The 23,954-nt window shown below is 72.2% G+C and carries 21 protein-coding genes; 6 read left to right on the top strand and 15 right to left on the bottom strand.

Annotated features, from left to right (window positions below):
* Positions 1-30 precede the first annotated feature (30 nt).
* From GGQ83_RS02750 to GGQ83_RS02760, 3 genes are all read left to right on the top strand, one after another.
* On the top strand, positions 31-1,158 hold the full coding sequence (locus tag GGQ83_RS02750) for an Acg family FMN-binding oxidoreductase (protein ID WP_184382060.1): 1,128 nt from the start codon (positions 31-33) through the stop codon (positions 1,156-1,158).
* Positions 1,155-1,601, top strand: coding sequence for a MarR family winged helix-turn-helix transcriptional regulator (locus tag GGQ83_RS02755; protein ID WP_184382061.1), 447 nt, complete (start codon positions 1,155-1,157; stop codon positions 1,599-1,601). The genes GGQ83_RS02750 and GGQ83_RS02755 overlap by 4 nt, the downstream gene beginning before the upstream one ends.
* Positions 1,602-1,699: 98 nt before the next feature.
* Complete coding sequence (locus tag GGQ83_RS02760) at positions 1,700-2,695, top strand: MBL fold metallo-hydrolase (RefSeq protein ID WP_184382062.1); 996 nt, start codon at positions 1,700-1,702, stop codon at positions 2,693-2,695.
* Here GGQ83_RS02760 and GGQ83_RS02765 read toward each other — a convergent pair.
* Positions 2,692-3,204 (bottom strand): OmpA family protein, encoded by a 513-nt coding sequence (locus GGQ83_RS02765; protein ID WP_184382063.1) that lies wholly within the window; start codon positions 3,202-3,204, stop codon positions 2,692-2,694. The genes GGQ83_RS02760 and GGQ83_RS02765 overlap by 4 nt on opposite strands.
* A complete protein-coding gene (locus GGQ83_RS02770; RefSeq protein ID WP_184382064.1) occupies positions 3,201-4,427 on the bottom strand; it encodes a cupin domain-containing protein in 1,227 nt (408 codons plus the stop codon). Before GGQ83_RS02770 ends, GGQ83_RS02765 begins: the two co-directional genes overlap by 4 nt.
* Before the next feature lie 143 nt (positions 4,428-4,570).
* Here GGQ83_RS02770 and GGQ83_RS02775 point away from each other — a divergent pair, with 143 nt between their 5' ends.
* Positions 4,571-9,196, top strand: a complete 4,626-nt coding sequence (locus tag GGQ83_RS02775) for an NAD-glutamate dehydrogenase (RefSeq protein WP_242534838.1) — start codon at positions 4,571-4,573, stop codon at positions 9,194-9,196.
* 9 nt (positions 9,197-9,205) lie between these two features.
* On the opposite strand, the gene GGQ83_RS02780 is transcribed toward GGQ83_RS02775, so the two are convergent.
* Positions 9,206-10,003, bottom strand: coding sequence for a sulfotransferase family 2 domain-containing protein (locus tag GGQ83_RS02780; RefSeq protein ID WP_184382066.1), 798 nt, complete (start codon positions 10,001-10,003; stop codon positions 9,206-9,208).
* Positions 10,004-10,075: 72 nt separating this feature from the next.
* On the opposite strand from GGQ83_RS02780, the gene GGQ83_RS02785 reads away from it, so the two are divergent.
* Entirely contained in the window at positions 10,076-11,329 is a 1,254-nt protein-coding gene (locus tag GGQ83_RS02785) for an MFS transporter (protein ID WP_184382067.1), read from the top strand.
* 36 nt (positions 11,330-11,365) lie between these two features.
* Here GGQ83_RS02785 and GGQ83_RS02790 read toward each other — a convergent pair whose 3' ends face one another.
* The 8 genes from GGQ83_RS02790 to GGQ83_RS02825 form a co-directional block, all read right to left on the bottom strand.
* Positions 11,366-12,052 (bottom strand): DUF2939 domain-containing protein, encoded by a 687-nt coding sequence (locus GGQ83_RS02790; RefSeq protein WP_184382068.1) that lies wholly within the window; start codon positions 12,050-12,052, stop codon positions 11,366-11,368.
* A gap of 146 nt (positions 12,053-12,198) precedes the next feature.
* Positions 12,199-12,849, bottom strand: coding sequence for an ABC-type transport auxiliary lipoprotein family protein (locus tag GGQ83_RS02795; protein ID WP_184382069.1), 651 nt, complete (start codon positions 12,847-12,849; stop codon positions 12,199-12,201).
* On the bottom strand, positions 12,846-13,850 hold the full coding sequence (locus GGQ83_RS02800) for an MlaD family protein (protein ID WP_184382070.1): 1,005 nt from the start codon (positions 13,848-13,850) through the stop codon (positions 12,846-12,848). The genes GGQ83_RS02795 and GGQ83_RS02800 overlap by 4 nt, the downstream gene beginning before the upstream one ends.
* 3 nt (positions 13,851-13,853) lie before the next feature.
* Positions 13,854-14,645, bottom strand: a complete 792-nt coding sequence (locus GGQ83_RS02805) for an ABC transporter ATP-binding protein (protein ID WP_184382071.1) — start codon at positions 14,643-14,645, stop codon at positions 13,854-13,856.
* Complete coding sequence (locus GGQ83_RS02810) at positions 14,645-15,736, bottom strand: ABC transporter permease (protein WP_184382072.1); 1,092 nt, start codon at positions 15,734-15,736, stop codon at positions 14,645-14,647. The genes GGQ83_RS02805 and GGQ83_RS02810 overlap by 1 nt, the downstream gene beginning before the upstream one ends.
* Positions 15,737-15,770: 34 nt before the next feature.
* Positions 15,771-16,550, bottom strand: coding sequence for a TrmH family RNA methyltransferase (locus GGQ83_RS02815; protein ID WP_184382073.1), 780 nt, complete (start codon positions 16,548-16,550; stop codon positions 15,771-15,773).
* Positions 16,531-17,544, bottom strand: coding sequence for an Ldh family oxidoreductase (locus GGQ83_RS02820; protein ID WP_184382074.1), 1,014 nt, complete (start codon positions 17,542-17,544; stop codon positions 16,531-16,533). Before GGQ83_RS02820 ends, GGQ83_RS02815 begins: the two co-directional genes overlap by 20 nt.
* A gap of 62 nt (positions 17,545-17,606) precedes the next feature.
* Positions 17,607-18,584, bottom strand: coding sequence for a Bug family tripartite tricarboxylate transporter substrate binding protein (locus GGQ83_RS02825; protein WP_184382075.1), 978 nt, complete (start codon positions 18,582-18,584; stop codon positions 17,607-17,609).
* Positions 18,585-18,714: 130 nt separating this feature from the next.
* On the opposite strand from GGQ83_RS02825, the gene GGQ83_RS02830 reads away from it, so the two are divergent.
* Entirely contained in the window at positions 18,715-19,830 is a 1,116-nt protein-coding gene (locus GGQ83_RS02830; RefSeq protein ID WP_184382076.1) for a serine hydrolase domain-containing protein, read from the top strand.
* On the opposite strand, the gene GGQ83_RS02835 is transcribed toward GGQ83_RS02830, so the two are convergent.
* Genes GGQ83_RS02835 through mnmG form a run of 4 tightly spaced genes read right to left on the bottom strand, consistent with a single transcriptional unit; the run spans position 19,820 to position 23,945 of the window.
* Positions 19,820-20,671, bottom strand: coding sequence for a ParB/RepB/Spo0J family partition protein (locus tag GGQ83_RS02835; RefSeq protein WP_184382077.1), 852 nt, complete (start codon positions 20,669-20,671; stop codon positions 19,820-19,822). The two genes, GGQ83_RS02830 and GGQ83_RS02835, sit on opposite strands and share 11 nt — an antisense overlap.
* On the bottom strand, positions 20,668-21,486 hold the full coding sequence (locus tag GGQ83_RS02840; protein ID WP_184382923.1) for a ParA family protein: 819 nt from the start codon (positions 21,484-21,486) through the stop codon (positions 20,668-20,670). Before GGQ83_RS02840 ends, GGQ83_RS02835 begins: the two co-directional genes overlap by 4 nt.
* Positions 21,473-22,081 (bottom strand): 16S rRNA (guanine(527)-N(7))-methyltransferase RsmG, encoded by a 609-nt coding sequence (rsmG, locus tag GGQ83_RS02845; RefSeq protein ID WP_184382078.1) that lies wholly within the window; start codon positions 22,079-22,081, stop codon positions 21,473-21,475. Before rsmG ends, GGQ83_RS02840 begins: the two co-directional genes overlap by 14 nt.
* Positions 22,068-23,945, bottom strand: coding sequence for a tRNA uridine-5-carboxymethylaminomethyl(34) synthesis enzyme MnmG (gene mnmG, locus GGQ83_RS02850; RefSeq protein ID WP_184382079.1), 1,878 nt, complete (start codon positions 23,943-23,945; stop codon positions 22,068-22,070). The genes rsmG and mnmG overlap by 14 nt, the downstream gene beginning before the upstream one ends.
* Between the last annotated feature and the right edge of the window lie 9 nt (positions 23,946-23,954).

The raw sequence follows: 23,954 nt of genomic DNA on the forward strand, positions 1-23,954 counted from the left end.
GTAAGATATCGAACGAAAGGAGCCTGCCCCATGTCCCCCACCCGTCGCTGTTTCCTGGCCGCCTCCGGCGCCACGCTGATGACCCTCCAAGCCGGGATGGTCCGCAGCCAGCCCTTGGTCGGGCCGCTCGCGCCCTGGGCCGTCGCCGGCGCCACCGCCGCCGACCCGCGCGTCGCCGCCATGGCCTGGGCGGTGCTGGCCCCCAACCCGCACAACCGCCAGCCCTGGGCTCTGCGGCTGGTCGGTGAGAACAAAGCCCTGCTGTTCTGTGACCTGGACCGCCGCCTGCCCGCGACCGACCCCTTCGACCGGCAGATCGTGATCGGCCTGGGCTGCTTCCTGGAACTCTTCCGCATGGCGGCGGCCGAGCGCGGGCTGCATGCCGCCCTCACCCCCTTCCCCGAGGGCGAACCCGCCCCGCGCCTCGACGCCCGGCCCGTCGCGCGCATTACCCTGCGGCCCGGCGGCGCGAAGGATCCGCTGTTTGCCGCCGTGCCCCAGCGCCGCAGCGCGAAGCAGCCCTATGACGTCGCGCGGCCCCTGCCCGAGGGCACCCAGGCGCGCCTCGCCACCGCGCTGCTGGAACCGTCGCGGCTTGGGCTGGCCGATGGCGATGTGGCGGCCCTGCGCGACCTCACCTGGCGCGCGTGGGTGATCGAGGCGAACAGCCCCGAGGCCTGGGGCGAAAGCGTGGAACTTTCGCGGCTTGGCTCAGCAGCAGTGGCGGCCCGGCCGGACGGCATTTCCCTCTGGGGTCCGCAATTCGACGCCATGCTGGCACGGGGCGAACTCAGCCATGCGGCGATGCGCCCCGGCCAGCCCGGCCACGCCTTCGCCATGCGGCAATACGAGGCGATGCTGGGTGCCACCAACGCCTATGTCTGGCTGACCACGCCGGGCAACAGCCGCGCCGAGCAACTCGCCGCCGGCCGTGACTGGCTGCGGCTGAACCTGGCGGCGACCGCGGCGGGCCTCGCCATGCAGCCCGTCAGCCAGGCCTTGCAGGAATTCCCCGAGATGGCGGAGCCCCATGCCGAGATGCCGCGCCTGCTGAACGCCACCGGCACGGTGCAGATGCTGGGCCGCGTCGGCTTCGCCACGCGTCCCGCCCCCCCCACCCCCCGCTGGCCCGCGGAATCGCGTATCCTGCCTGGGTGAATGACCAGGACCCCGCCCTCTTCGCCCTGCTGAACGAGATCGGCATCATCGAGCAGCTGGCGCGCAACCGCTTCGAACGCGCGCAGCCCGACGGGCTGCGCCTGCCCCACTTCACCGTGTTGAACCACATGGTGCGGCTGGGCGATGGGAAGACGCCGGGCCAGCTCGCCCGCGCCTTCCAGCTCACCAAGGCCACCATGACCAACACGCTGCAACGGCTGGAGGCACGGGGTTTCATCCGCCTCGAACCCGACCCGGACGACGCGCGGGCCAAGCGCGTCTTCCTCACGCCCGAGGGTCGCGCCCGGCGCGAGGAAGCCGTGGCCTTCACCGCCACCGACCTCGCGGCGCTGGCGCAGCGCGCCGATATTCGGGCCGACGCCCTGCTCGCTCCGCTGCGCGCGCTCCGCACCGCGCTGGACCGGGACCCGCGGCGCAACTGAAACAGGCGCCATCATGCGCGCAATGGTGGCAAGTCTTGCCTGATGATTGATAGGCTCCCCCGTCGGCCCCGGAATGAGGGCCGCTCGGGAGAACGTCCATGACCTTGTCTCGTCCCACCCTGTCGCGTCGGGGTGCCTTGGCCCTGCCCGCCCTGCTGGGCCTGCCCACCCTCGCCTCGGCCGCCGCGCCGCCGGTCGGCACGCAGGTGCCGGCCTGGTATCGCTTCCGCATCGGCAGCTTCGAGGCGACCGTCATCTCCGACGGCCATTTGCCGCTGGGCAAGCCCGCCGACGGCTTTCCCACCGCCCCCCCGCAAGAACTGGCGCAGGTGCTGCAGGACGCCTTCCTGCCCTCCGAGTCCGTGGTGCTGGAACAGAACCTGCTGGTGGTGAACACCGGCACCCAGATGGTGCTGTTCGACACCGGCATGGGCGAAAGCATGGGCGATGCCAGCCGCATGTTCGGTCCCACCACCGGGCGCATGGTGGCGAACCTTCGCGCCGCCGGCATAGATCCCGCGCGCATCGACATGGTGGTGCTGACCCACGCCCATTGCGACCATTGCTGGGGCCTGGTGGACGCGCAGGGCGCCAAGGTCTTCCCCAACGCCCAGGTGGCCCTGCACGAGGCGGACCTCTCCTTCTGGACCAATGACGCGAACAAGCGCGGCCCGGCCTTCATGGAGGTCTTCATCGAGGGCGCGAAGCGAAACCTCAACGCCTATCGCGACCGCATGGTGATGCTGCGCAACGAACAGCCGGTGCTGCCCGGCATCATCGCGCTGCACACGCCGGGGCACACGGTGGGGCACACCACCTTCGCCATCTCCAGCGGCGGGCAGACGGTGGTGAACTGGGGGGATCTGGCGCACCACCACGCCATCATGCTGCGGCATCCGGGCTGGGAATTCGCCTATGACACCGACGCCGCGCAATCGGCCCGCAGCCGCACCCGCATGCTGGACCGGCTGGCGACCGACCGGCACGCGGTGCTGTCCTACCACTTCCCCTGGCCGGGGCTGGGGAACATCGCGCGGCAGGGCAATGCCTTCGCCTGGGTGGCGGCGCCGATGAACGTGACGGGGGTGGGTTAGGGCGAGTAGCGGATGGGAATGCCCGGGTCTGGTTCCGGCGCCGGCGCAGGCGCCGGTGCCTCCGGCCGCGCCGGGCGGTCGAGGCTCGGCAGCACGATCACACGCACGCCGGCCTGCCGGTCGCCACGGCCAGGGGTGAAGCCGCGGGTGCGCGCCTCGGCGCGGATGCGGTCCCGCTCCACGCCCAGGCGCGAGAGTTCCTCCGCCACGGCCCGCGCGCGGCGGGCGGCCAGGCGGCTCGCGGTCTGGGCGCCACCCTCCTCGGCGGCGGCATAGCCCAGCACGCAGATGTTGCGGTGATGGTCCTCGCGCGCCGCCTCGGCCAGCGGCGCCAGGGCGGCGGCGGCGCCCTCCGGCAGCCGGTCGGCGTTGCGGGCGAAGCGCAGGCTGGCGGTGTCCTCCTCCAGCTCCTCCACGCCCACGCAGCTGAAGTCGCGCGGCTGGGCGCCCAAAGGGGTGACGCCGGAGCCGGCCAGCAGCAGCAGGGCCAGCGCCAGCCGCAGCCTCATGTCGGCACCAGCAGCCCGGCCTCGCGCAGGCGGGAGAGAAGGGCGGGCGCATCGGCGCCAGGATGGGCGCCGCGCAGCTCGGCCTCGGTCACGTCGGGGCGGCCCAGCAGCCATTGCGCGGCCTCGGCCTCGGGCGGTGTCAGCGGCATGACGCCCGCGCCGGTCTTGAGCACCCATTCCGCGCCGCGCCGCACCGGCTTCGCGCCACCGGCCACCACGCGGAAGGCGCCGCCCTCCTCGGCGGCGCCGGCGCCGCTGGAGGCCGCGGCCAGGCCGCGCCAGGCCAGCAGGTCATTGCCGCCGCGGTGGAAGCGGTAGTTGGCGACGAAGCCTTCCAGCACCTCCATCACCTTGGGGTCCTTGGCGAGTTCCGCGAGCCGCGCGCCCAACTGTCCCGCGCGCTGCGTCAGCGCGAATTTCGCGGGGGCCGAGCCATCCTGGCGCGGCAAGGGCTGGCGGAAGAGCGGTTCGTAGAGGATGCGCTCCATCAGGATGTTCAGGATGTCCATGCCCACCGGCGCGTGCGCGCCATAGGCGACATGGACGCTGGTGGGCGCCTCGGCCAGGGCGTCGTGATACCAGCCGCGCGGCAGATAGAGCAGGTCACCGGTCTTGATGGTGACCTTGGCGCGCAGCTTGCCCTTGGCCTTCTCGTGGTGCTCCTGCGGCTGGCCCCGGAACAGCGGGTGGGCGATGGGCCATTCGGCGCGGCCTTCCCAGATGTTCCAGGCCTTCTCGCCCTCCACCTGCACGGCCCAGACGTCATGGGTGTCGTAATGGGCGTGGAAGGCCTTGTGGCTCTGCCAGGAGATGTAGACGTTTGCCTGGGCCTTCCCCAGCCCCGCGCCCTCGATCGCCTCGCTGACCGAAGCCAGGCCCGGCGTCAGGCTGTCCACGTCGTTCATCACGACCGAGGCGCCCTTGGCCACCCAGTCGCGCACCTTGGCGGCGACGGGCTGGAGAAGCTGCTGCGGGGTGTCGCGGGCGGTGGCCGGCGTGCAATAGGCCTCGGCCGGGATGGAGCCGCTGTCCAGCACCAACTTCAGGCTCTGGCTGGTCCAGATATGCGTCATGTCCAGCAGCCGGTTGATCTGCCGCCAGGACAGCACCGAGGCGAATTTCGCCGGGTCCCCGCGCAGGTGCAACGGCTGCTTGTCGTGATATTCGGCGAAGAACTGCTCCACGCTCATCGGCGCCAGCAGCTGGGCGAGGGTCATGGTCATGCGGGCAGGATAGACCATCCGCCCCGCATCGCGCCATGCCGCCACCGGGAGGGTTGCAGCCCGGGGGGCGGCGGCCAAGATCAGGGCTGTTACCGGCCAGCCGGCCGCAAGAACGGGCCAATCGCGCCCAGGAAGGAATGCATATGCCAGAAGCGCCGCACACCCCGGACCCGGTGCGCGAGGAGGTCTTCCATGGCGCGCTGGGGGTGCTGCATGGCGCGCCACGCGGCGCCCAGCCCCTGCTGCGCCCGCTCTTCGAGGGCATCCCCACCGCCGAACTCGCCGCGCGCTCGCCCGAGGCGCTGGCGGCTGCCGCCGCCTCCCTGGCCGGCCTCGCCGCCCAGCGCGCCCCAGGCGAAATCCGGCTGCGTCTCTTCCCGCCCGGCGGCGGGCGCGGGCCGCATGCGGTGGTCGAGATCGTCAATGACGACATGCCCTTCCTGGTGGACAGCGTCCTGGCCTCGCTGAACCGCTCCGGCCGGGTGGTGCGGGAATTCCTGCACCCCATCCTGGCCGTAACGCGCGACGGCGCCGGCGCCCTGCACGCCCTGGGCGAGGGCGAGGCGCGCGAAAGCCTCATGCGCGTCACCATCGCCGGGACGCCCGCGCACATGCTGCCCGGCACCGAGCCCGGAGACTGGGCGGAGGTGGAGGCCGCGCTGCGCCGCACCCTGGCCGACACCCAGCTCGCCGTGCGGGACTTCCCCGCCATGCTCTCCCTGCTGGACCAGGCGGCCGAGGAGGTGCGCGGCCATGGCGAGGCGGCGGAATTCCTGGGCTGGCTGCGCGACGAGAACTTCGTGCTGCTGGGCCACCGCCGCCTGATGCTGGACGCGGATGGCGCGCGCATGGTGGCCGAGGAAAATCTCGGCCTGCTGCGCGACATGACGCTGCCCGTCTTCGACGCGCTGCGCGGCCTGCCCGAATTGCCGGAGGCCATCCGGACCTCGCTGCTCGGCGTGCAGGCCGTGCGGGTGGCCAAGGCCAATATGCGCAGCACCGTGCATCGCCCACAGCACGCCGATGTGGTGGCGACGCGCATCCAGGATGCGTCAGGGCGCGTGCTGGGCGTGCGGCTCTTCGTGGGGCTGTTCGCGGCGGCCGCCTACAACCGCAACCCGCGCTCCATCCCGTTGCTGCGTGGCAAGGTGGAGCGCATCCTGGACGCCTCCGGCATCCGGCCCGACAGCCATGACGGCCGCGCGCTGCGCAACGCGCTGGACACCTGGCCGCGCGACGAACTGTTCCAGGCGAGCGAGGAGGCGGTGCTGGAAGGCGCACGCATCGCACTCGACCTCGCCATCCGGCCGCGTCCGGCGCTGTTCACGCGGCGCGACCCCTTCGGGCGCTTCGTCTCCATCATCGCCTGGCTGCCGCGCGAGGGGTTCGACACGAAGCAGCGCGAGAAGGTGGGCGGCATCCTGGCCCGCGCGCATGGCGGGCGGTTGTCCGCCTTCCACATTGCGCTCGGGGATTCGCCGCTGGCGCGCATCCACTACATCGTGGGCACGGACCCCGCCCATGCGGTGATGCCCGACCACGCCGCGCTGGAAGCCGCGATCGCCCAGGCCGTGCGCGCCTTCCCAGACCGCCTGGCCGAGGCGCTGAGCGAGGAGCTGGGCGAGGCCCGCGCCACCACCCTGCTGGGCCGCTGGGGCGATGCCTTCCCGGCCTCCTACCGCGATGGCGTGACCGCCGCCCAGGCCCTGGCCGACCTGCATCTGGCCGAGGCCGCGCTGGCCGCGCAGCGCCCGCGCGCGGAGCTGCACCACCTGCCCGGCGAAGGCCCGCGCCGCCTCACCCTGCGCCTCGCCAGTCCCGGCCATGCGCTGGCGCTGGCCGACGTGCTGCCGCTGTTCGAGAGCCTCGACCTGCGCGCCATCGAGGAGCAGCCCTATCGGCTGGCCCCGCGCGGGGTGGAGGGGCTGGTGCTGCACATCTTCCAGCTTGAGGCCGGGGCGGATTGCCCGGAGGAACGCTTCGCGCCCCTGCTGGACGCGCTGTCGGCCCTGCTGGAGGGCCATGCGGAGACGGATGGCTTCAACCGCCTGGTGCTGCGCGCGGGCCTGTCCTGGCGGGAATGCTGGGTGCTGCGGGCGATGTTCCGCTGGCTGAAGCAGGTGGGCTTCGCCTTCTCGCAGGGCTCGGTGGAGACGGCGCTGGTGGCGAACCCGCAGGCGGCGCGGCTGCTGCTGGAAATCTTCGCCGCGCGCTTCGACCCTGAGGCCGCCGCGCGCGACGAGGCCGCGCTGGAAACCCGGTGGGACGCGCTGCTGGACGCGGTGGCGGACCCCGATTGCGACCGCATCCTGGCCCGGCTGCGGCACATGCTGGACGGCATGCTGCGGACCAATTTCTACCAGGGCAAAGCCTACCTCGCCTTCAAGCTGGACAGTGCCGCGGCGGGCGACATGCCGCAGCCCCGCCCCTGGCGGGAAATCTTCGTGCATTCGCCGTCCATGGAGGGCTGCCACCTGCGCGCCGGCCCCGTGGCGCGCGGCGGCATCCGCTGGTCCGACCGGCGCGAGGATTTCCGCAGCGAGGTGCTGGACCTGATGAAGGCGCAGCGCCTGAAGAATGTCGTCATCGTGCCCACGGGTGCGAAGGGCGGCTTCGTGTTGAAGGGCACGGTCCCGTCCCAGCGCGAGGCCTTCATGGCCACCGGCATCGCCGCCTATTCCACGCTGATCCGCGGCATGCTGGACGTGACCGACAACCTGCACGGCACGGAGGTGGTGCCGCCGCCTTCCGTGGTGCGGCGCGATGGCGACGACCCCTACATCGTCGCCGCCGCCGACAAGGGCACGGCCACCTTCAGCGACATCGCCAATGGGCTTTCCGCCGAATACGGCTTCTGGCTGGGCGATGCCTTCGCTTCCGGCGGGTCGGCGGGCTATGACCACAAGGGCATGGGCATCACCGCCCGCGGCGCCTGGGTGATGGTGGAACGCCATTTCCAGGAGGCGCTGGGCCGCTCCATCCACGATGCGCCCTTCACCTGCGCCGGCGTGGGCGACATGTCGGGCGACGTGTTCGGCAATGGGCTGCTGGTCTCGCGCCAGACGAAGCTGGTGGCCGCCTTCGACCACCGGCACATCTTCCTCGATCCCGACCCCGATCCGGCGCGCAGCTTCGAGGAACGCGAGCGGCTGTTCCGCCTGCCGCGCTCCTCCTGGGCGGATTACGACACCGCGCTGATCAGCACCGGCGGCGGCGTGTTTCCGCGCGGGGCGCGGAGCATCCCGCTTTCCCTCCAGGCGCAGCGCCTGCTGGGGCTGAAGATGGACCGCGCGGAGCCCGCGCTGGTCATGCAGGCCATTCTCCGGATGGAGGTGGACCTGCTCTATTTCGGCGGCATCGGCACCTATGTGAAGGCCGGCACCGAAACCCAGGCCCAGGCGGGCGACCGCGCCAATGACGCGCTGCGCGTGGATGGGCGGGAACTCCGCGCCCGCGTGCTGGGCGAGGGCGCCAATCTCGGCATCACCCAGGCGGGCCGCATCGAGGCCGCGCATGCCGGCGTGCGCCTGAACACCGATGCGCTGGACAATTCGGCCGGCGTCAGCACCTCCGACCACGAGGTGAACATCAAGATCCTGCTGGCGGCGGCCGAGGCGGAAGGCGGCTTGACCCGCCGCAGCCGCGACGCCCTGCTGGCCGAGATGACCGACGAGGTCGCGGCCATGGTGCTGCGCGACAACGCGCTGCAATCGGTGGCCGTCTCGCTGGAGGCGCTTTCCGGCGCGGCGGGCCTGCCCGGCCAGGCCACGCTGATGGCGCGGCTGGAGGCGGAAGGGCTGCTTGACCGCCAGCAGGCCGTGCTGCCCGGCGCCGAGGCGATGGCGGCGCGCGAGGCCGAGGGCGCGGCCCTGACGCGGCCCGAGATCGCGGCCCTTCTGCCGGTGGCCAAGCTCTGGCTGACCGACGCGCTCGCGGAGAGCACCCTGCCCGACGCGCCCGTCTTCGCGCCCCTGCTGGAGGCCTATTTCCCCACGCCGCTCCGCGTCCCGCCTTTCGCGGAGTTCCTGGCCGGCCACAAGCTGCGCCGCGACCTGACGGCCACCGCCCTGGCCAACCAGGTGGCGAACCGGCTGGGCTGCGCGGCACTCGGGCGCCTGACCGCCGAGGCCGACCCGGTGTCCGTGGTGGGCGCGGCCTGGCTGGCGAGCGAACTCTACGGTCTGGAGGAGCGTTTCGAGGAAGCCGAGGCCGCCGAACCCGGCCCGCGTCTCGACGCCCAGCGCGTCCTGCGGGACCTGCTGGAGGCGGCGACGGTCGAACTGCTGGAGGGCGGGGACATCGCGGAGCGCCTCGCCGCGCTGCGTGAGGGTGTGGGCGCGCTGATCGCCGCCGAGACCGCCCTGCCCGACGACGCCCATTGCCGCACCGACCTCCCCGCGGGGTTGGCGGCCTTCGTGGCGGCCGCGCCGCGCCTGGCCTCGGCGCCCAGCATCGTGGCCCTGGCGGCGCGGGCCGGCGTCACGCCCGGCGAGGCTGCCCAGGCCTGGGCCGAGGCAGGGCATCGCTTCGCCTTCGAACCCCTGCGCGAGGCGCTGCGCCGCCTGCGCATCGGCGGGCCCTTCGGCGACCGGGCGCGGGCCGCGCTTCTGGCCGACCTGCGCGCCACGCAGTCGCGGCTGGCGGCGGCCATCCTGGCCGGGCAGAAGGTCGAGGGGCCGCAGGCCGTGGCGCTGGCGCGCGAGGCGGCGCGGCAGGCGGACCTCGCCTCGGCCACCGTGGCGGCGCGGGCCCTGGCCGCGCTGGCCTGAGGGGCGCCTTCAGGGCGTCCAGACGATGTCCTCGCCCGCCCGGGCGAGGGCGTAGTCCCAGACCCGCCGGTCGAGCCGGGTGACGCGATCCAGCTCCACCTGCGTCTCGGGCGGGATGGGCTCGTCCGGGACGGCGTAGAGCCCCGGCACCTCCTGGTCATGGCCGTTGGTACGGGGCAGGCGCGCGGGGCCGGACCAGCCCATGCGGTCGCAGACGGCGGCGTGGAAGCTGTCCAGCGCGCCGGTGAAGCCCACCAGGTCGAAGCTGGAGAGGTTGCGGCAGGCGGTCTCGACGATCGCCTCCTCCGCCAGGGGCGCCCGGTCGTTCCAGGCCCAGCGGGTGTAGAGGCCGGGCGAGCGGGCCCGGCAATCCCCCGCCAACTGCCGCGCCAGGGCGTTGTCGAAGGCTTCCAGCACCTCCAGGTGGTCCGAGCGCAGGAAGTCCCGCAGGCCCAGCTCCTGCGCCAGCCGCACGCCTTCGTTCTTTTCCCCGGCTGATGGCCAATGGCGGCGCCAATGCTGCCAGAGGGACACGACCCGGGCGCGGGGCTCCCGCAGGACCGTGACGGTCACGCGCGGCGTGGGCGTCAGCGCCAAGTGCTCGAAGCGGTAATGGCCGGAGAAGAAACGGTAGCGCGCGAGCTTGTCCGCCGGCAGCAATTCCAGGCGGTTGAGGCGCATGGGGCAGATCTCGTCTGGCGCATGGTGTCGGGACAGGGCCTCATGCAGCGTGGTGCCGCCGGTTCGGGGCAAATGGAGAAAGACGAGAATGGCAGGGTGCTCGCGCAGCAGGTCCGGGGCGGTCATGCATTCTTCCGCTGGGGTGGGGGGGCACAATCGGCAGAGGCTTCGCGCCGCGTCAACTCGGAGGCCCGTGGCATGAACCGGCGCGAATGGGCCTGGGCGAGCTATGACTGGGCCAACAGCGCCTTTCCTACCGTCATCTCCACCTTCGTCATCGCGGCCTATTTCACCCAGGGCATCGCGCCCGACCCCGTGACGGGCCAGGTGATGTGGGGCTGGATGCAGGCGCTGGTGGGGCTGGGCATCGCCGTCCTGTCGCCGCTGATGGGCGCCATCGCGGATGCGGGGGGGCGCAGGCGGGCCTTGCTGGCCATGAGCACGGTGCTGATGGCGGCCTTCACCGCTTCCATCTGGTTCGCTGAGCCCGCGCCGGGCTACGCGCTCTGGGCGCTGGCCTGCGTGGCGCTGGCCACCCTGGCCTTCGAGGTCGGCACCGTCTTCTACAACGCCATGCTGCCGGATGTGGCGAGCCGCGCGCGCATCGGCCGTGTCTCGGGCATCGGCTGGGGGCTGGGCTATGCGGGGGGGCTGGCCTGCCTCGTGGCCTGCCTGGTGCTGCTGGTGCAGCCGGACCCGCCCATCCTGCCGCTCGACCGGGGCGCGGCCGAGCATGTGCGCGCCACGGCGCTGCTGGTGGCCGTCTGGATCCTGGTCTTCGCCTGGCCGGTGCTGGTCTGGGTGCCCGACCCGCCGCGGGTGCGCCGCGGCTGGGGTGCGGCCGCGCGGGCGGGGCTGGCGGAACTGCTGGCGCTGATCCGCCGCCTGCCTGCCCGCCCGCCCGTGCTGCGCTTCCTGCTGGCGCGATTGTTCTACACGGACGGGCTGAACGTGCTCTTCGTCTTCGGCGCGGTCTTCGCCGCCGGCGTCTTCGGGATGGGGTTCGAGGAGATCCTCCTCTTCGGCATCGCGCTCAACGTCACGGGCGGCATCGGCGCCGTGGCCGGCGGCTGGGTGGAGGAGCGCATCGGCGCCAAGCCCACCATCCTGGCCGCGCTGCTGGCGCTGATGGTGGTGGGCGGGGCCATGCTGACGGTGGAGAGCAAGGCGGTGTTCTGGGTGCTGGGCGTCAGCCTGGGGCTGTTCTTCGGGCCCGCCCAGGCAGGGTCGCGCAGCCTGATGGCGCAGCTGGCGCCGCCGGCCGAGATGGCGGCGCATTTCGGGCTGTTCGCCCTGTCGGGCCGCGCCACCAGCTTCCTGGGCCCCGCCGCGCTGGCCATCGTGACGGAGGCCACCGGCAGCCAGCGCTGGGGCATGGCGGTGGTTCTGGTTCTGCTGGGCGTGGGGCTGGCCCTGCTGCTGACGGTGCGTGCCCCGCCGGTCGCGCGGTGATCAGGGCGGGGTCCGCTAAGGTCAGGGCCGCGAAGGTCAGGGCCAGGGCCCCAGCCGGCCGGGCAGTTCCACCGCCACCACGGCCCATTGCAGCGCCAGCGGGTCCGTCAGGCGCAGCGTCAGCCGGACAGGCTGGTGCGGCGCATGGGGCGAGGCGAGGCTCACCTGCCACAGCCCGGGCGAGATGGGCCGCGCCTGCCGCATCGCCTGGCCGAAGCCCGTTCCGCCCTCGGGCGGCAGGTGATGGGCCAGGACGCGCGCCAGCCCCTCGGGCGAGGCCAGCCGGTCCGCCAGCGAGGATTTCAGCTCCTCCAGGAAGGCCGGCGGCGGGCCGCTGATATGCGTGGACGCGATCTCGGTCAGCCTTGCCTCGATGCCGGGGCGCAGCAACGACCAGTCCACCCGTGAGGCCAGGGTGGCCGGGTCGGCGCGTTGCACCGCGACGGCGAACTGCACGGCCGAGGCGATGGGCGAGCCCAGATAGAGGCAGACCAGCGCCACCAGGGCCAGGGCCGAGCGGCGCCAGCCCCAAAGACGGCGCGGGATGAAGTGTGAGAGGAGGCGCCAGGGCCGGCGGGGCGCGGCCGGGCTTTTCGGGGGGGTGGATGGCCTGGGCGTGGGGGCGCTGGGCCGATGCGGCGCACCATGGACGGCCGCGCGCCGGTCATAGTCATTCCACACCTCGTCCCAAAGGCTGCGATCCGGACGGATATCCGCCGTCATGCCCCCATGCCCGCCTGAGACAGGCGCCGCGAAAGGTCAGCCCACAAGGGGCTGGCAGGCACTTGGGTCCTGTCAGACATTCACGTCTCTCCGGTGGAGGATTGTCTCGTCCGGTGAGATTTAGGGTGGGAATCCTGACGTATTCGTTAACGCCGTCTCGATTCCGGAACGGCGGCGGTGATCCAGGCCTCCATCTCCGCGAAGACGCGGCCCAAGGCGGCGGTCATGGCGGCCGCCTGGGCCAGGCCTGCTTCCTCTGCCGTGCTCGCGGCCAGGGGGGCGGTGGCGACGAAGCTGCGCTGGGCCAGCACCTGGGCATCGGCCAGGGCGCCCGTCTCCCGCAGCAGCAGCGCGGCGACGCCGGCCCGGGCCTGTCCTTGGGCGGGCAAGGCTTCCAGCGCGGTGAGCTCCGCCTCCAGCACGAGTGGCGTGGCCAGCCGCGTGCCGGGGGCGGCCACCGCGGAAAAGCCACCACCGGCGATGAGCCATTGCCGCAGCGCTGCCTCGGCCAGCTCGGCGGGCGGGGCCAACCATTCCTCGTAGAAGGCGATGTCCAGTGTGCCGTTGGCGGCGATGCGGCGCAGCCCGCGGACCTCCTGGCCCGGGGCGGCGCGCACCGTGCGCAGCAGCAGCACCTGGCCCGTCGCGTGCGGGCGCGGCAGGCCGGCCGGGCGCTCGGGCGAGAGGGCATGGCGGCGCGTGGGCACGAAGGGGCGGTCGGGCAGCACGGAACACCCGCCGAGGCCGACCAGTCCCAGCAGGGCGCCACGGCGCGGGAGGGAGAGGTGGCGCGTCATCGGGGGGGCGGCGCGCCAAGGAGGGTCTGGGATGGCGAGCGGCGCAAGGCTTCCGTGGTCTCCCGCAAATTGCTGGTGGTGGAGCGCAGGTCGCGCAGGATGGGGGCGAGTTCGGCCTGCAGGTCGGTGGTGGTGCCGCGCGCGGCGCGCAGCGTGGCCTGGATCTGCGTGATGGTGGCCGGCAGGCGCTGTGTGGTCTCGCGCAGGGCGGCCGTCGTTTGCGTCAGCGCGGCCAGCGTTGCGCGCAGTTCCTCGCCTTCCAGGATGCCGCGCGTGGCGGTGGTGGTGGCGCGCAATTCCTGCATGAGGCCAGGAACGTCGCTGGCGGTCACCACGTTGCGTGCCTCACGGACCAATTCCTGCAACTCGGCCATGGCCGGGCCCACATCCACGCCCTGGGCCACGCGGCGCAGGTCGGTCAGCAATCCGTCGACGTTGGACACGAAGCCCACGATATCCACGTTCTCCACCTGGCGCATCACCAGTTCGAGGGTGGATTGCGCCTGGGCCACGGTGGAGGGTGTCGCGGGGATGAAGTCGAAGCGCGGCGTCCAGGGCAGCGTCGGGACCGGGGAGCGCGTGGGGTCCACGAAGTCCATCTCGATATAGACGACGCCCGTGATGCCCTGGCTGGCCAGGCGGGCGCGCAGGCCCTGGGCCACGGCGTCGCCGATGCTGGGAATTTCGCCCACACGTTCGAGGCTGACGGCGAAGCGCACCACCACCAGCTGGAAGGCGCCGGCGAAGGGCTGCCCCTCCGCCCGCCGGTATTCGGAGGAGGCGAGGCGGATTTCCGTCACGCGGCCGATGGCGACGCCGCGGTAGCGCACGGCCGAGCCCACTTCGAGGCCCTGCACGCTCTCGCGCAGATAGGTCTCGAACAGTGCGTCCTGCGAGCGGATGCGGTCGCGCGTGAGGAACAGCACGAAGCCGACCGCCAGCACGAGGCCGGTCAGGACCAGCAGGCCCACGGAGAATTGGGTGCGGCGGGACTGGGGCATGCGTCAGACCCCCGCCCGCGCCTCGCGCCGGAAGAAGGCGCGGACGGTGGGGTGCTCGCTCTGGTCGCGGAGATGCTTGGGGTTGCCCTCGGCGATGAGGCCGCGGGCCTCCTTGTCCAGCATGATGCAGCGGTCCCCTATAGCCAGGATGGATTGCAGTTCGTGCGTCACCACCACGAAGGTGGTGCCGGTCTCCCGCGCGAGTGAGAGGATCAATTCGTCAAGCCCCGCCGAGGTGATGGGGTCCAGCCCCGCGCTGGGTTCGTCCAGAAACAGGATTTCGGGGTCCAGCGCCATGGCGCGGGCGATGCCGGCGCGCTTGAGCATGCCGCCCGAGATTTCGGCCGGCAGGCGATCGGCCGCGTCGGAGAGGCCGACTAGGCCGAGCTTCGCCATGGCGATCATGCGCCGGGCCGCCTCGGGCAGCTTGGTGTGGGCCTCGATGGGCAGCATGACGTTCTCGGCCAGCGTCAGGCTGCCCAACAGGGCGCCCGACTGCCACATGACGCCGATGCGGCGCAGCAGGTCGCGGCGGGCGGCGCCTTCCAGCTTGGCCATCTCCTCGCCCAGCACGGTCATGGTGCCGGCGGAGGGCGGCATGAGGCCGATGAGCAGCTTCAGCAGGGTGGATTTGCCGCAGCCCGAGCCGCCGAGGATGACGAAGACCTCGCCGCGTCGGACCTCGAAGGTCACGTCCTGGAAGACGGTGTTGGTGCCGAAGCGCATGGCGACGCCCTCGGCGGTGATGACGACATCCGTCTTCGCAGTATCGGCCTTTACGACGTCCTGGGCCATCACCAGCCCAGCCGGAAGAAGAGCACGGCGAAGATGCCGTCCAGCACCACCAGGGCCACGATGCCGCCGACCACGGCCGAGGTCGCGGCGTCGCCCACCGCGCGGGGACCACGCCCGGCCGACAGCCCCGCATGGCAGCCGATATAGCCGATGACCAGTCCGAAGCAGGCCGCCTTGCCCAGGCCCCCCATGATGTCGCCGACCGACATCCATTGCACCAGCTGGTTCATCACGGCCGTGGGCGGGAAGCCCAGCAGCGCCATGACGAAGCCCATGCCGATGAGGCCGGTGATGTCCATGACCAGCGCCAGCACCGGCATGACCAGCATGGCCGCCAGCACGCGCGGCAGCACCAGCCAGGCCATGGGGTCGAGGCCCATGGTGCGCAGCGCGTCCACCTCCTCGTTCACCCGCATGGTGCCGAGTTCGGCCGCATAGGCCGAGCCGGTGCGCCCGGCCAGGATGACGCCGGCCAGCAGCGGCCCGAGTTCCCGCGTGAGCGAGATGCCAACCAGCTGCGGGATGAAGATTTCCGCGCCGAATTGCCGCATGGGGATGGAGGACTGGAAGGCCAGGATCACGCCGATCAGCACGCCCAGCAGCATGCACAGGCCGAAGGCGCGGGTGCCGGCCTCGTCCAGGTGGCGCAGCACCTCCACCCAGCGCAGCCGCCAGGGACGGGGAGCGAGGGCGGCGGCGGTCATAGTGGTCTCGCCCAGGAAGGTCAGGCGGGTGCGCATGTTGCGGACCATGCCCAGCACGGCGCCGCCGAGGCTGGTGATGGGCCGGAAGGGGGCGGCGGGCTTGGCCGGGCGGGGTTCGCCCAGGCCGGAGCGGAAGCGGCGCAGCACGCCGGCGGCGCCCGCATCCTCCGGTTCGCGCCATTCCGCCTCGTTGCCCGCCACGGAGACGAGCAAAGCGGCCCCCGCGGAGTCGAGCTCCGTCACGCCGCTCGCGTCCAGCAGGAGGCGGGATTGGCCGCGGCTTGCCTTATGCGCCTCGTTCCAGAGGCGCGCGGCGTCCGCGGCGCTGAGGCTTCCGGTGAAGCGGAGCCTGGTGGCGCCGTCCGTGCTGTCGGCCTCGAAACTCATTCGCAGGTGCAAATGGGGCGTGGAGGGCGCCGGATCAAGCTTTGGGGGCCATCAGGGCATGCATCAGCACGGCCGTGGCGGCGGCCACGTTCAGGCTTTCCACCAGGCCGCTGCCCGAAAGTGTGACGCGGGCCTCGCAGCAGGCCAGCACCTCGGGCGAGGGGCCGCTCTCCTCATTGCCCAGCACCAGCGCGATGGGCTTGCGGCGCGGCAGTGCCTCGGGCCGCTGCCCGCCCGCCGCCACGGCCGCCGTGACGAGCAACTGGCCCGAGAGGCGGCGCAGCAGGCTGGGCAGATGCTCGGCGCGGAAGACGGCCATGTGCTCCAGCCCGCCCTCCGAGGTGCGGTAGGCGGCATCCGACAGGTCCGCCTGGCGCGAATCATCGGACAGGATCATGGCCTTGGCGCCGAAGAAGGCGGCACCCCGGGCGATGGCGCCGAGGTTGTGCGGGTTGCCGATGCCGTCCAGCACCGGCAGCACCGGCCCGGCGAAGAGGATGGGCGGCGGCGGGTTGGGCATGGGGAGCGCCCGGCGCGGCTCGGCGAGGGCGACGATGCCGCCATGGTGCTCGGTGCCCGCGATGCGGGTGAGCTCGTCGTCCAGCACCTCGCGATAGGCCTTGTGATGGCGCGCGAGATAGCGGCAGAGCGGGCCGGCCACGGGGCGGCGCTCGGCCAGGTAATGCAGGCGGATGACCGCCTCCGGCCGGCGGATGAACAAGGCGCGCACGGCATTCACGCCACAGATGCGGGCGGGTTCCGGCCGGCGGGGACGGGGCGCCTCGCCCCAGCCTTCAGGAATTTGCGAGGGCATGGAGTTGATCCAGCACGGGCTGGGGCACGGCCAGGCCCTGGGTGACGGCGTTGGCGCGCAGGATTTCGCGCCGGGCGCCGGGCAGGCGCACGCCCTCATCCCCCAGCATGGCGGTGATCAGGGCCTCCACGCGGTCCAGATAGGCGGCGTGGCCGGCCAGCGCGCCCGGGTCCACCGCCAGCAGGGTGTGGCCGAGGCGCGGCGGGTTGGAGGAAGGGGCGAAGAAGCTGTCGGCCTCGAAGCCGAAGGCGGCGGCGCCCAGCGAGACGCAGAGGAGTTCCACCACCAGGGCCAGCGCCGCGCCCTTCGTGCCGCCCATGGCCAGCATGGCGCCGTCCAGCGCGGCCTTGGCGTCGGTGGTGGGGTTGCCCTCGGCGTCCAGCGCCCAGCCCTCGGGGATGGGGCGGCCTTCCTTGGCGGCGACCATGATCTTGCCGCGTGCGACCTCGGACAGCGCCAGATCCACCAGCAAGGGCGGCCCCTTGCGGCGCGGGAAGGCGGCGGCCACGGGGTTGGTGCCCAGCAGCGGGCGCCGCCCGCCCGGCACCGGCATGGCGTAGGGCGAATTGGTGAAGGCCAGCGCCACCAGCCCGCGCTCGGCCAGCCGCCGCACGGGCAGCGACATGGCGCCCGCATGGTGGCTGTTGGTGACGGTGACGAAGCTGACGCCATGGGCGATGGCGCGGGCGGCCGCTTCGGCCTCGGCCAGCGCGAGCGCGGGGTAGGCCAACCCGTTGCCGGCATCCACCAGGGCGGCGCCGCCACGCTCGGCCGTCACGCGCGGGGTGGCGTCGCCCTTGGCGCGTCCCTCGCGCAGATAACCCGCATACATGGCCACGCGGGAGAGGCCGTGCCCGCCCTGCCCCTCCGCCTCGGCGGCGACCAGGGCGGCGGCGGTGAGGCGGGCCATCTCGGGGTTCGCCCCCGCGGCGGAGAGCGCGCGGGCGGCGAGGGTCTCGGCTTCGCCGAGGCTCAGGCGTGGCTGGTCATTCATGCGCTTCCTTGAAGCGCGGATGGGCCGCCGCGTCCATCACGGCGGCCCGGAGCGTGGCGGTGTCAGGCGTCCACGCGGATATTCGCCTCGCGCACCAGCTGCGCCCAGCGGTCCACCTCCTGGGCCATGAAGCCCTTGGAGCGGTCGGGGTCCCAGCCCAGCACGTCGAAGCCGCCTTCCTCGGCGCGGCGGCGGGTGTCGGCGTGCTGGATGGCGCCCTGGGTGGCGCGACTGATCTCCGCGAAGACGGGCGCAGGGACGGCGGCGTTGGTCAGCACCGCGGTCCAGTTGGTCATGGTGAGTTCCGGCGCGCCGGCCTCGGCCACGGTGGGCACGTCGGGGATGAGGCGGTGCCGTTCCGTGCCGGTGGTGGCCAGCGCGCGCAGGCGGCCGCCCTGGATCTGGCCCAGGCATTCGGGAAGGTTGGAGACGATCAGGTCCAGGTTGCCGCCGGCGAGGTCCGTCACCGAGGGCGCGCCGCCGCGATAGGGCACATGGGTGATGTTGGTGCCGGCGCGCGAGGCCTGGCGGAACAGCTCCAGCCCCAGATGCGGCGGGGAGCCATTGCCGGACGAGCCGCCATTCATGGTGCGCGACCGCGCCTGTTCCATCAGCTCGGCCAGGGTGCGGGCGGGATTGTTGGCGTTCACCACCACCACCAGCGGCAGCGAGCCCAGCACCGAGACGGGCGCGAAGTCTCGCATCAGGTTGTAGGGCGCGTTGGGGAAGAGCGAGACATTGACCGTGTGGGTCATGGTGATGGCCAGCAGGGTGTGGCCATCGGGCGGCGACTTGGCGGCGGCGTCGGCGCCGATCAGCGCGTTGCCGCCGGCGCGGTTCTCGACCACCACCGGCCGGTTCCAGGTGTCGGACAGGCGCTGGGCCACGAGGCGCGCCATGATGTCGGTCAGGCCGGCCGGCGGGAAGGGCACGATGTAGCGCAGGTTGCGGTCGGGGAAGGCCTGGGTCTGGGCCTGGGCGGCGAGGGGCAGGGCAGCGAACGGCAAGGCCGACAGCGCCATGCGGCGGGTCAGGGACATGAATTCCTCCATTCACGGCGCTTGCTGCGCCGCATTGCCGCTGAGCATGGCAGGGGGGGATGGGGGCGCCAAGCCCAAAGACTTCCCGCCGGGCCGCCGCGGGTGGAGGATGGCGGCCGGAGGATGATCAATGACCGTGCCCTTTCCTTTGCCAGACGCCAGCCCCGCCGAACTCGGCCTCGACCCTGGGCGGCTGGAGGCGCTCTGTGCCCGCATCGAGGCCGATATCGCGGCCGAACACCATTCCGGCGCGCAGCTCGCCATCGCGCGGCATGGACGGCTCGCGTTGCACCGCAGCTTTGGTGAGGCGCGCCCTGGCGTGAAGGCGACGGCGGAGACGCTGTGGCTGCTCTATTCCAACACCAAGGTGCTGACGGCGGCCGCCCTGTGGCTGCTGGCCGAGCGGGGCGCGCTGCGCTTGAGCGACACCGTGGCCGAGCACCTTCCGGGCTTCGAGACGGGCGGCAAGGGTGCCATCACCTTCATCGAGCTACTGACCCACCAGGCGGGTTTCCCCAGCGCCGAAGTGCCCGCCGAGGCCTGGGAGGACCCCGCCAAGCTGCGCGAGGTGGTGTGCGATTTCAGCCTGGAATGGGCGCCTGGCAGCCTGGTGCGTTACCACCCTGCCGCGGCCCATTGGGTGGCGGCGGCGGTGATCCGCGCCGTGACGGGCGAGGATCACCGCGCCTTCCTGCGCCGCAACATCATCGAGCCGCTGCGGCTGGAGCGGGAACTCTTCGTGGGCCTGCCCGAGGCCGAAGCGCCCCGCGTGGCCGACATGCGCGACGTGGACGGCAGCGTGCGGATGCCCGAGGGCAGCCAGGCGCACCGCGCAGCGGGCATCCCGGGCGGGGGAGGCTATGGCACGGCGCGCGCCATGGCGGCCTTCTACCAGGCGCTGTTGGGTGGGGGTGCCTTGGCGGGGCGGCGCATCCTGTCGCCGCGCAGCGTCGAATATGCCGTACGGAACTACACGGGTGACCGGCCGGACGAATACAACGGCATGCCCATGCACCGGGGCCTGGGGCCGCATCTGCGGGGCACCACGCCTGCCATCCGGGGGCTGGGCGCCATCGCACACCCCTCCACCTTCGGGCATGGCGGCGTGGGGTCGTCCTATTGCTGGGGAGACCCGGCTTCGGGGGTGAGCTTCGCCTTCCTGTCGAACACGCGGCAGAGCGAGGAATTCCATGGGCCGCGCATGGACACGCTCAGCACCATGGCGCACGCCGCCATCATTTCGTGAGGAGGCGGACGATCCCGTCGAGCTGGTCGAGGTCCTTGTAGGACAGCACCACCTGCCCCCCGCGCGGCCCGTGCTTGATGGCGACCTTGAGGCCGAGATGCGCGATGATCTTCTGCTCGATCGCGCGGGTGTCGGCGTCCGAGCGGGGCGCGCGCGGGGCCGGGGGCAGGTTGCGGCTGGCGGCCAGCGCCTCGGCCTGGCGCACGTTCAGGCCGCGGTCCACCACCTGAAGGGCCAGGCCGACCGGGTCCTTGGCGGTGAGCAGGGCGCGGGCGTGGCCGGCGGTCAGCGCGCCCTCTCGCAGCAATTCGCGCACACGGTCGGGCAGTTGCAGCAGGCGTAGCGTGTTGGCGATGTGCGGGCGGCTCTTGCCGACGGCGCGGGCAAGGGCGTCCTGCGTCAGGCCGAACTGCTCGACGAGGCGGCCATAGCCTTCGGCCTCTTCCAGCGCGTTGAGGTCCTGGCGCTGGAGGTTTTCCACGAGGCCCGCGGCCATGGCTTCGCGGTCCGACAGGTCGCGCACCAAAGCCGGCACCTCGTGGAGGCCGGCGGCCTGGGCGGCGCGCCAGCGACGTTCGCCACCGATGATCTCGAAGCGCTGGCCGCGGCTGGATTTCAGCGGGCGCACCAGGATGGGCTGCAGCACGCCATGCTCGCGGATGGAGCCGGCGAGTTCGGCCAGGGCCGCTTCGTCCATGGCCTCGCGCGGCTGAAAGGCGCCGGGTTCGATGGACGCAACGGGGAGGTGGCGCAGGCCTGGGGTGTTGGCCCCGGTACTGGCAGCCGCGGCATCGCCCAGCAGGGCCGAAAGGCCACGGCCCAAGGCGGGGGGCTTGCTCATGTGGTGGCCTCCTGGCGGAGCCGCGCGCGATGGCGGCGGAGGAATTCGGCGGCAAGGCGGGTGTAGGCATCGGCCCCGGGCGAGCGCGGGTCATACAGCGTCACGGGCAGGCCGTGCGAAGGCGCCTCGGAGACGCGGACGTTGCGCGGAATGACCGTCTCATAGACCTGCTGCTTGAAGAAGCCGCGGACATCGTTCTCCACCGCCTCGGAGAGGTTGTTGCGGCGGTCCAGCATGGTCAGCACGATGCCTTCCAGGCGCAGCGCGGGGTTGAAGCCGCCGCGCACCCGCTCCAGCGTCTGCATGATCTGGGACATGCCTTCCAGCGCGTAGAATTCTGCCTGGAGGGGGACCATGACGGCCTCGGCCGCCACCAGCGCGTTCAGGGTCAGCAGGCCGAGCGAGGGCGGGCAGTCCAGCAGCACCCAGTCCACGCCGCGCAGACGTTCGGCGCCGGCCTCGATCGCGGTCTTCAGGCGGGATTCACGGCGGGAGAGGTCGGCCAGCTCCAGCTCGGCACCGGCCAGGTCCTGATCGGCGGGCACGAGATGGAGGTTCTTCACGGCGGTGGGACGGATGACCTCGGCCAGGGGGCGGCCATCGATCAGCAGGGCGTAGCTGCCCGCGCCACGATCCGCCCGTGCCACGCCGAGGCCGGTGGAGGCATTGCCCTGCGGATCGAGGTCGATCAGCAGCACCTTCTGCCGCGCGGCAAGGGCGGCGGCCAGGTTCACGGCGGTCGTGGTCTTGCCCACGCCACCCTTCTGGTTGGCGAGGGCGAGGATGCGCGGCGGCGGGGTGTCAAACGACTTCAGGGCGAATCTCGCTCAGCCGGAAAATGGTGGCGGCAGCGTCCGTCCGGCTCGCGAACCGCTCGACCCGCATAAACCAATGCGGCGCGGCGGCCGTCAACTCCGCTTCAGCGGTTCTGCCCTTTGGAAAGACCGCAACGCCGCCTGGGGCCAGCAGGCGCGCGGCGTGCGGCAGCAAATCCGTCAGTGGCGCAAGGGCGCGGGCGGTCAGGACGGTGAGTGGCGGCAGTTGCGCGGCCTCGATGCGGCGTGCGTGGACGCGCACATGGGGCAGGCCAAGCTGGCGCGTCGCCTCCATCAGAAAGGCGGATTTGCGCCGATCCGATTCGACGAGGTGCGTTTCCTGCGCGCGCCCTATGGCGATGACGAGGCCTGGCAGTCCGCCACCGGAGCCGAGGTCCGCCAGGGGGCCGTCGGGTAGGAGCGGAAGAAGTTGCCAGCCATCCAGGATGTGGCGCTGCCACAGCACCTCTTCCGGCGCGGCGGCCACGAGGTTGATGCGGCCGTTCCATTCCAACAGCAGGCGCAGATATGCACGCAGCCGCGCTTCTGTTTCACGTGAAACAGGGTGCTCCGGGGGCGGGTCAGGCTGTTTCACGTGAAACACGCATTTGGCGCCGGAGGTGGACGGCAAGGGCCGCGAGGGCTGCGGGCGTCACGCCCGGGAGGCGGCCAGCGCTGCCCAGGGTGGCGGGGCGGGCGTGGTGCAGACGGTCCCGCATTTCGTTGGACAGGCCGGCGATGGCGGCGAAGTCAATGTCGGCCGGGATCGCGAGGGCCTCCTCCCGTTCCAGCATCGCGCGCTCCGCCGCGTGGCGGTCGAGGTAGGGGGCATAGAGGGCTTCCGCCTCCAGATAGGCGCGGACGCGCGGTGGCAGGTCGGTCAGCCAGGGGAACAGCACTTCGATCGCGGCTGCCGCGGCGGCTGGCAGCGCCAGCACGTCGAAGAGGCTGCGCCAGCGGCCGTCCTGGTTGATGGGCATGCCGGCAGCCAGATACTGCGCGGGGGTCGCGCCTTCAGAGCGGGCGCGGGCCAGGGCGTCCTCCACCGCCCGCGCGAAGCTCCGGTGGGCGGCGGCGCGGGCCGGGCCGATGCAGCCCCAGGCCAGGCCATGGGCGGTCAGGCGCATCCCCGCATTGTCCGCCCGCAGGCTGAGCCGGTATTCGGAGCGCGCGGTGAGCATGCGGTAGGGTTCGCTGACGCCATGCAGGGTCAGGTCGTCCACGAGCACGCCCAGATAGGCGTCGGCCCGCGTCAGCGTTGCCGGCGTATCCCCGCCGCCCGCGCAATGCGCCGCGTTCACGCCGGCCAGCAGCCCCTGGGCCGCGGCCTCCTCATAGCCCGTGGTGCCGTTGATCTGCCCCGCCAGGAACAGGCGCGGCAAGGCGCGGCATTCCAGCGTGGGCCATAGCGCACGCGGGTCCACGTGGTCGTATTCGATGGCATAGCCGGGGCGCAGGATGGTGGTACGCTCCAGCCCCGGAATGGACGCCACCAGCGCGGCCTGGACCTCCTCAGGCAGGCTGGTCGAGATGCCGTTGGGGTAGACGGTGGGGTCGTCCAGCCCCTCGGGTTCCAGGAAGATCTGATGGCGCGGCTTGTCGGCGAAGCGCACCACCTTGTCCTCGACCGAGGGGCAGTAGCGCGGGCCCACCCCCTCGATCCGCCCACCATAGACAGCCGAAAGGTGCAGGCTGCCGCGGATGATCTCATGCGTGCGGGCGGTGGTGTGGGTGATGCCGCATTCCACCTGGCGGTTGGTGATGCGCTCCGTCATCCAGGACAGAGGCTCCGGCTCCGCATCGCCCGGCTGAGATTCGAGGGCGGCCCAATCGATGGTGCGGCCATCCAGCCGCGGCGGTGTGCCGGTCTTGAGGCGCGCCAAGGGCAGCCCCAGCCGCTCCAGAGCAAGCGCCAACCCCACCGCCGGCGCCTCGTCCACGCGCCCGGCCGGAATGCGCCTCTCGCCGATATGGATCATGCCGCGCAAGAAGGTGCCGGTGGTGATGACCAGCGCGCCACAGCCGATGCGACGGCCGGAGGCAGTCAGCACGCCAGTCAGCGCGCCATCTTCCAGCAGCGGGTCCTCGGCGGGATCACCCAGAACGCTCAGCCCCGGTGTTTCGGCCAACAGCGCCCCCACCGCCTGGCGATAGAGCTTGCGGTCCGCCTGGGCGCGCGGCCCGCGCACGGCCGGGCCCTTGCTGCGGTTCAGCAACTTGAAGTGGATGCCGGCGGCATCTGCGGCGCGGCCCATGATGCCGTCCAGCGCGTCCACCTCGCGCACCAGATGCCCCTTGCCGATGCCGCCGATGGCGGGGTTGCAGGACATCTCGCCCAGCTTGGCGGGATCATGGGTCAGCAGCAGCGTGCGGGCGCCGCAGCGCGAAGCGGCCGCCGCCGCCTCGCAGCCGGCATGGCCGCCGCCCACCACCACCACGTCATAGCGCATGTCGAACATGCGGGGGCT

This window comes from Roseococcus suduntuyensis, from assembly GCF_014196305.1.
Classification (GTDB): Bacteria; Pseudomonadota; Alphaproteobacteria; order Acetobacterales; family Acetobacteraceae; genus Roseococcus; species Roseococcus suduntuyensis.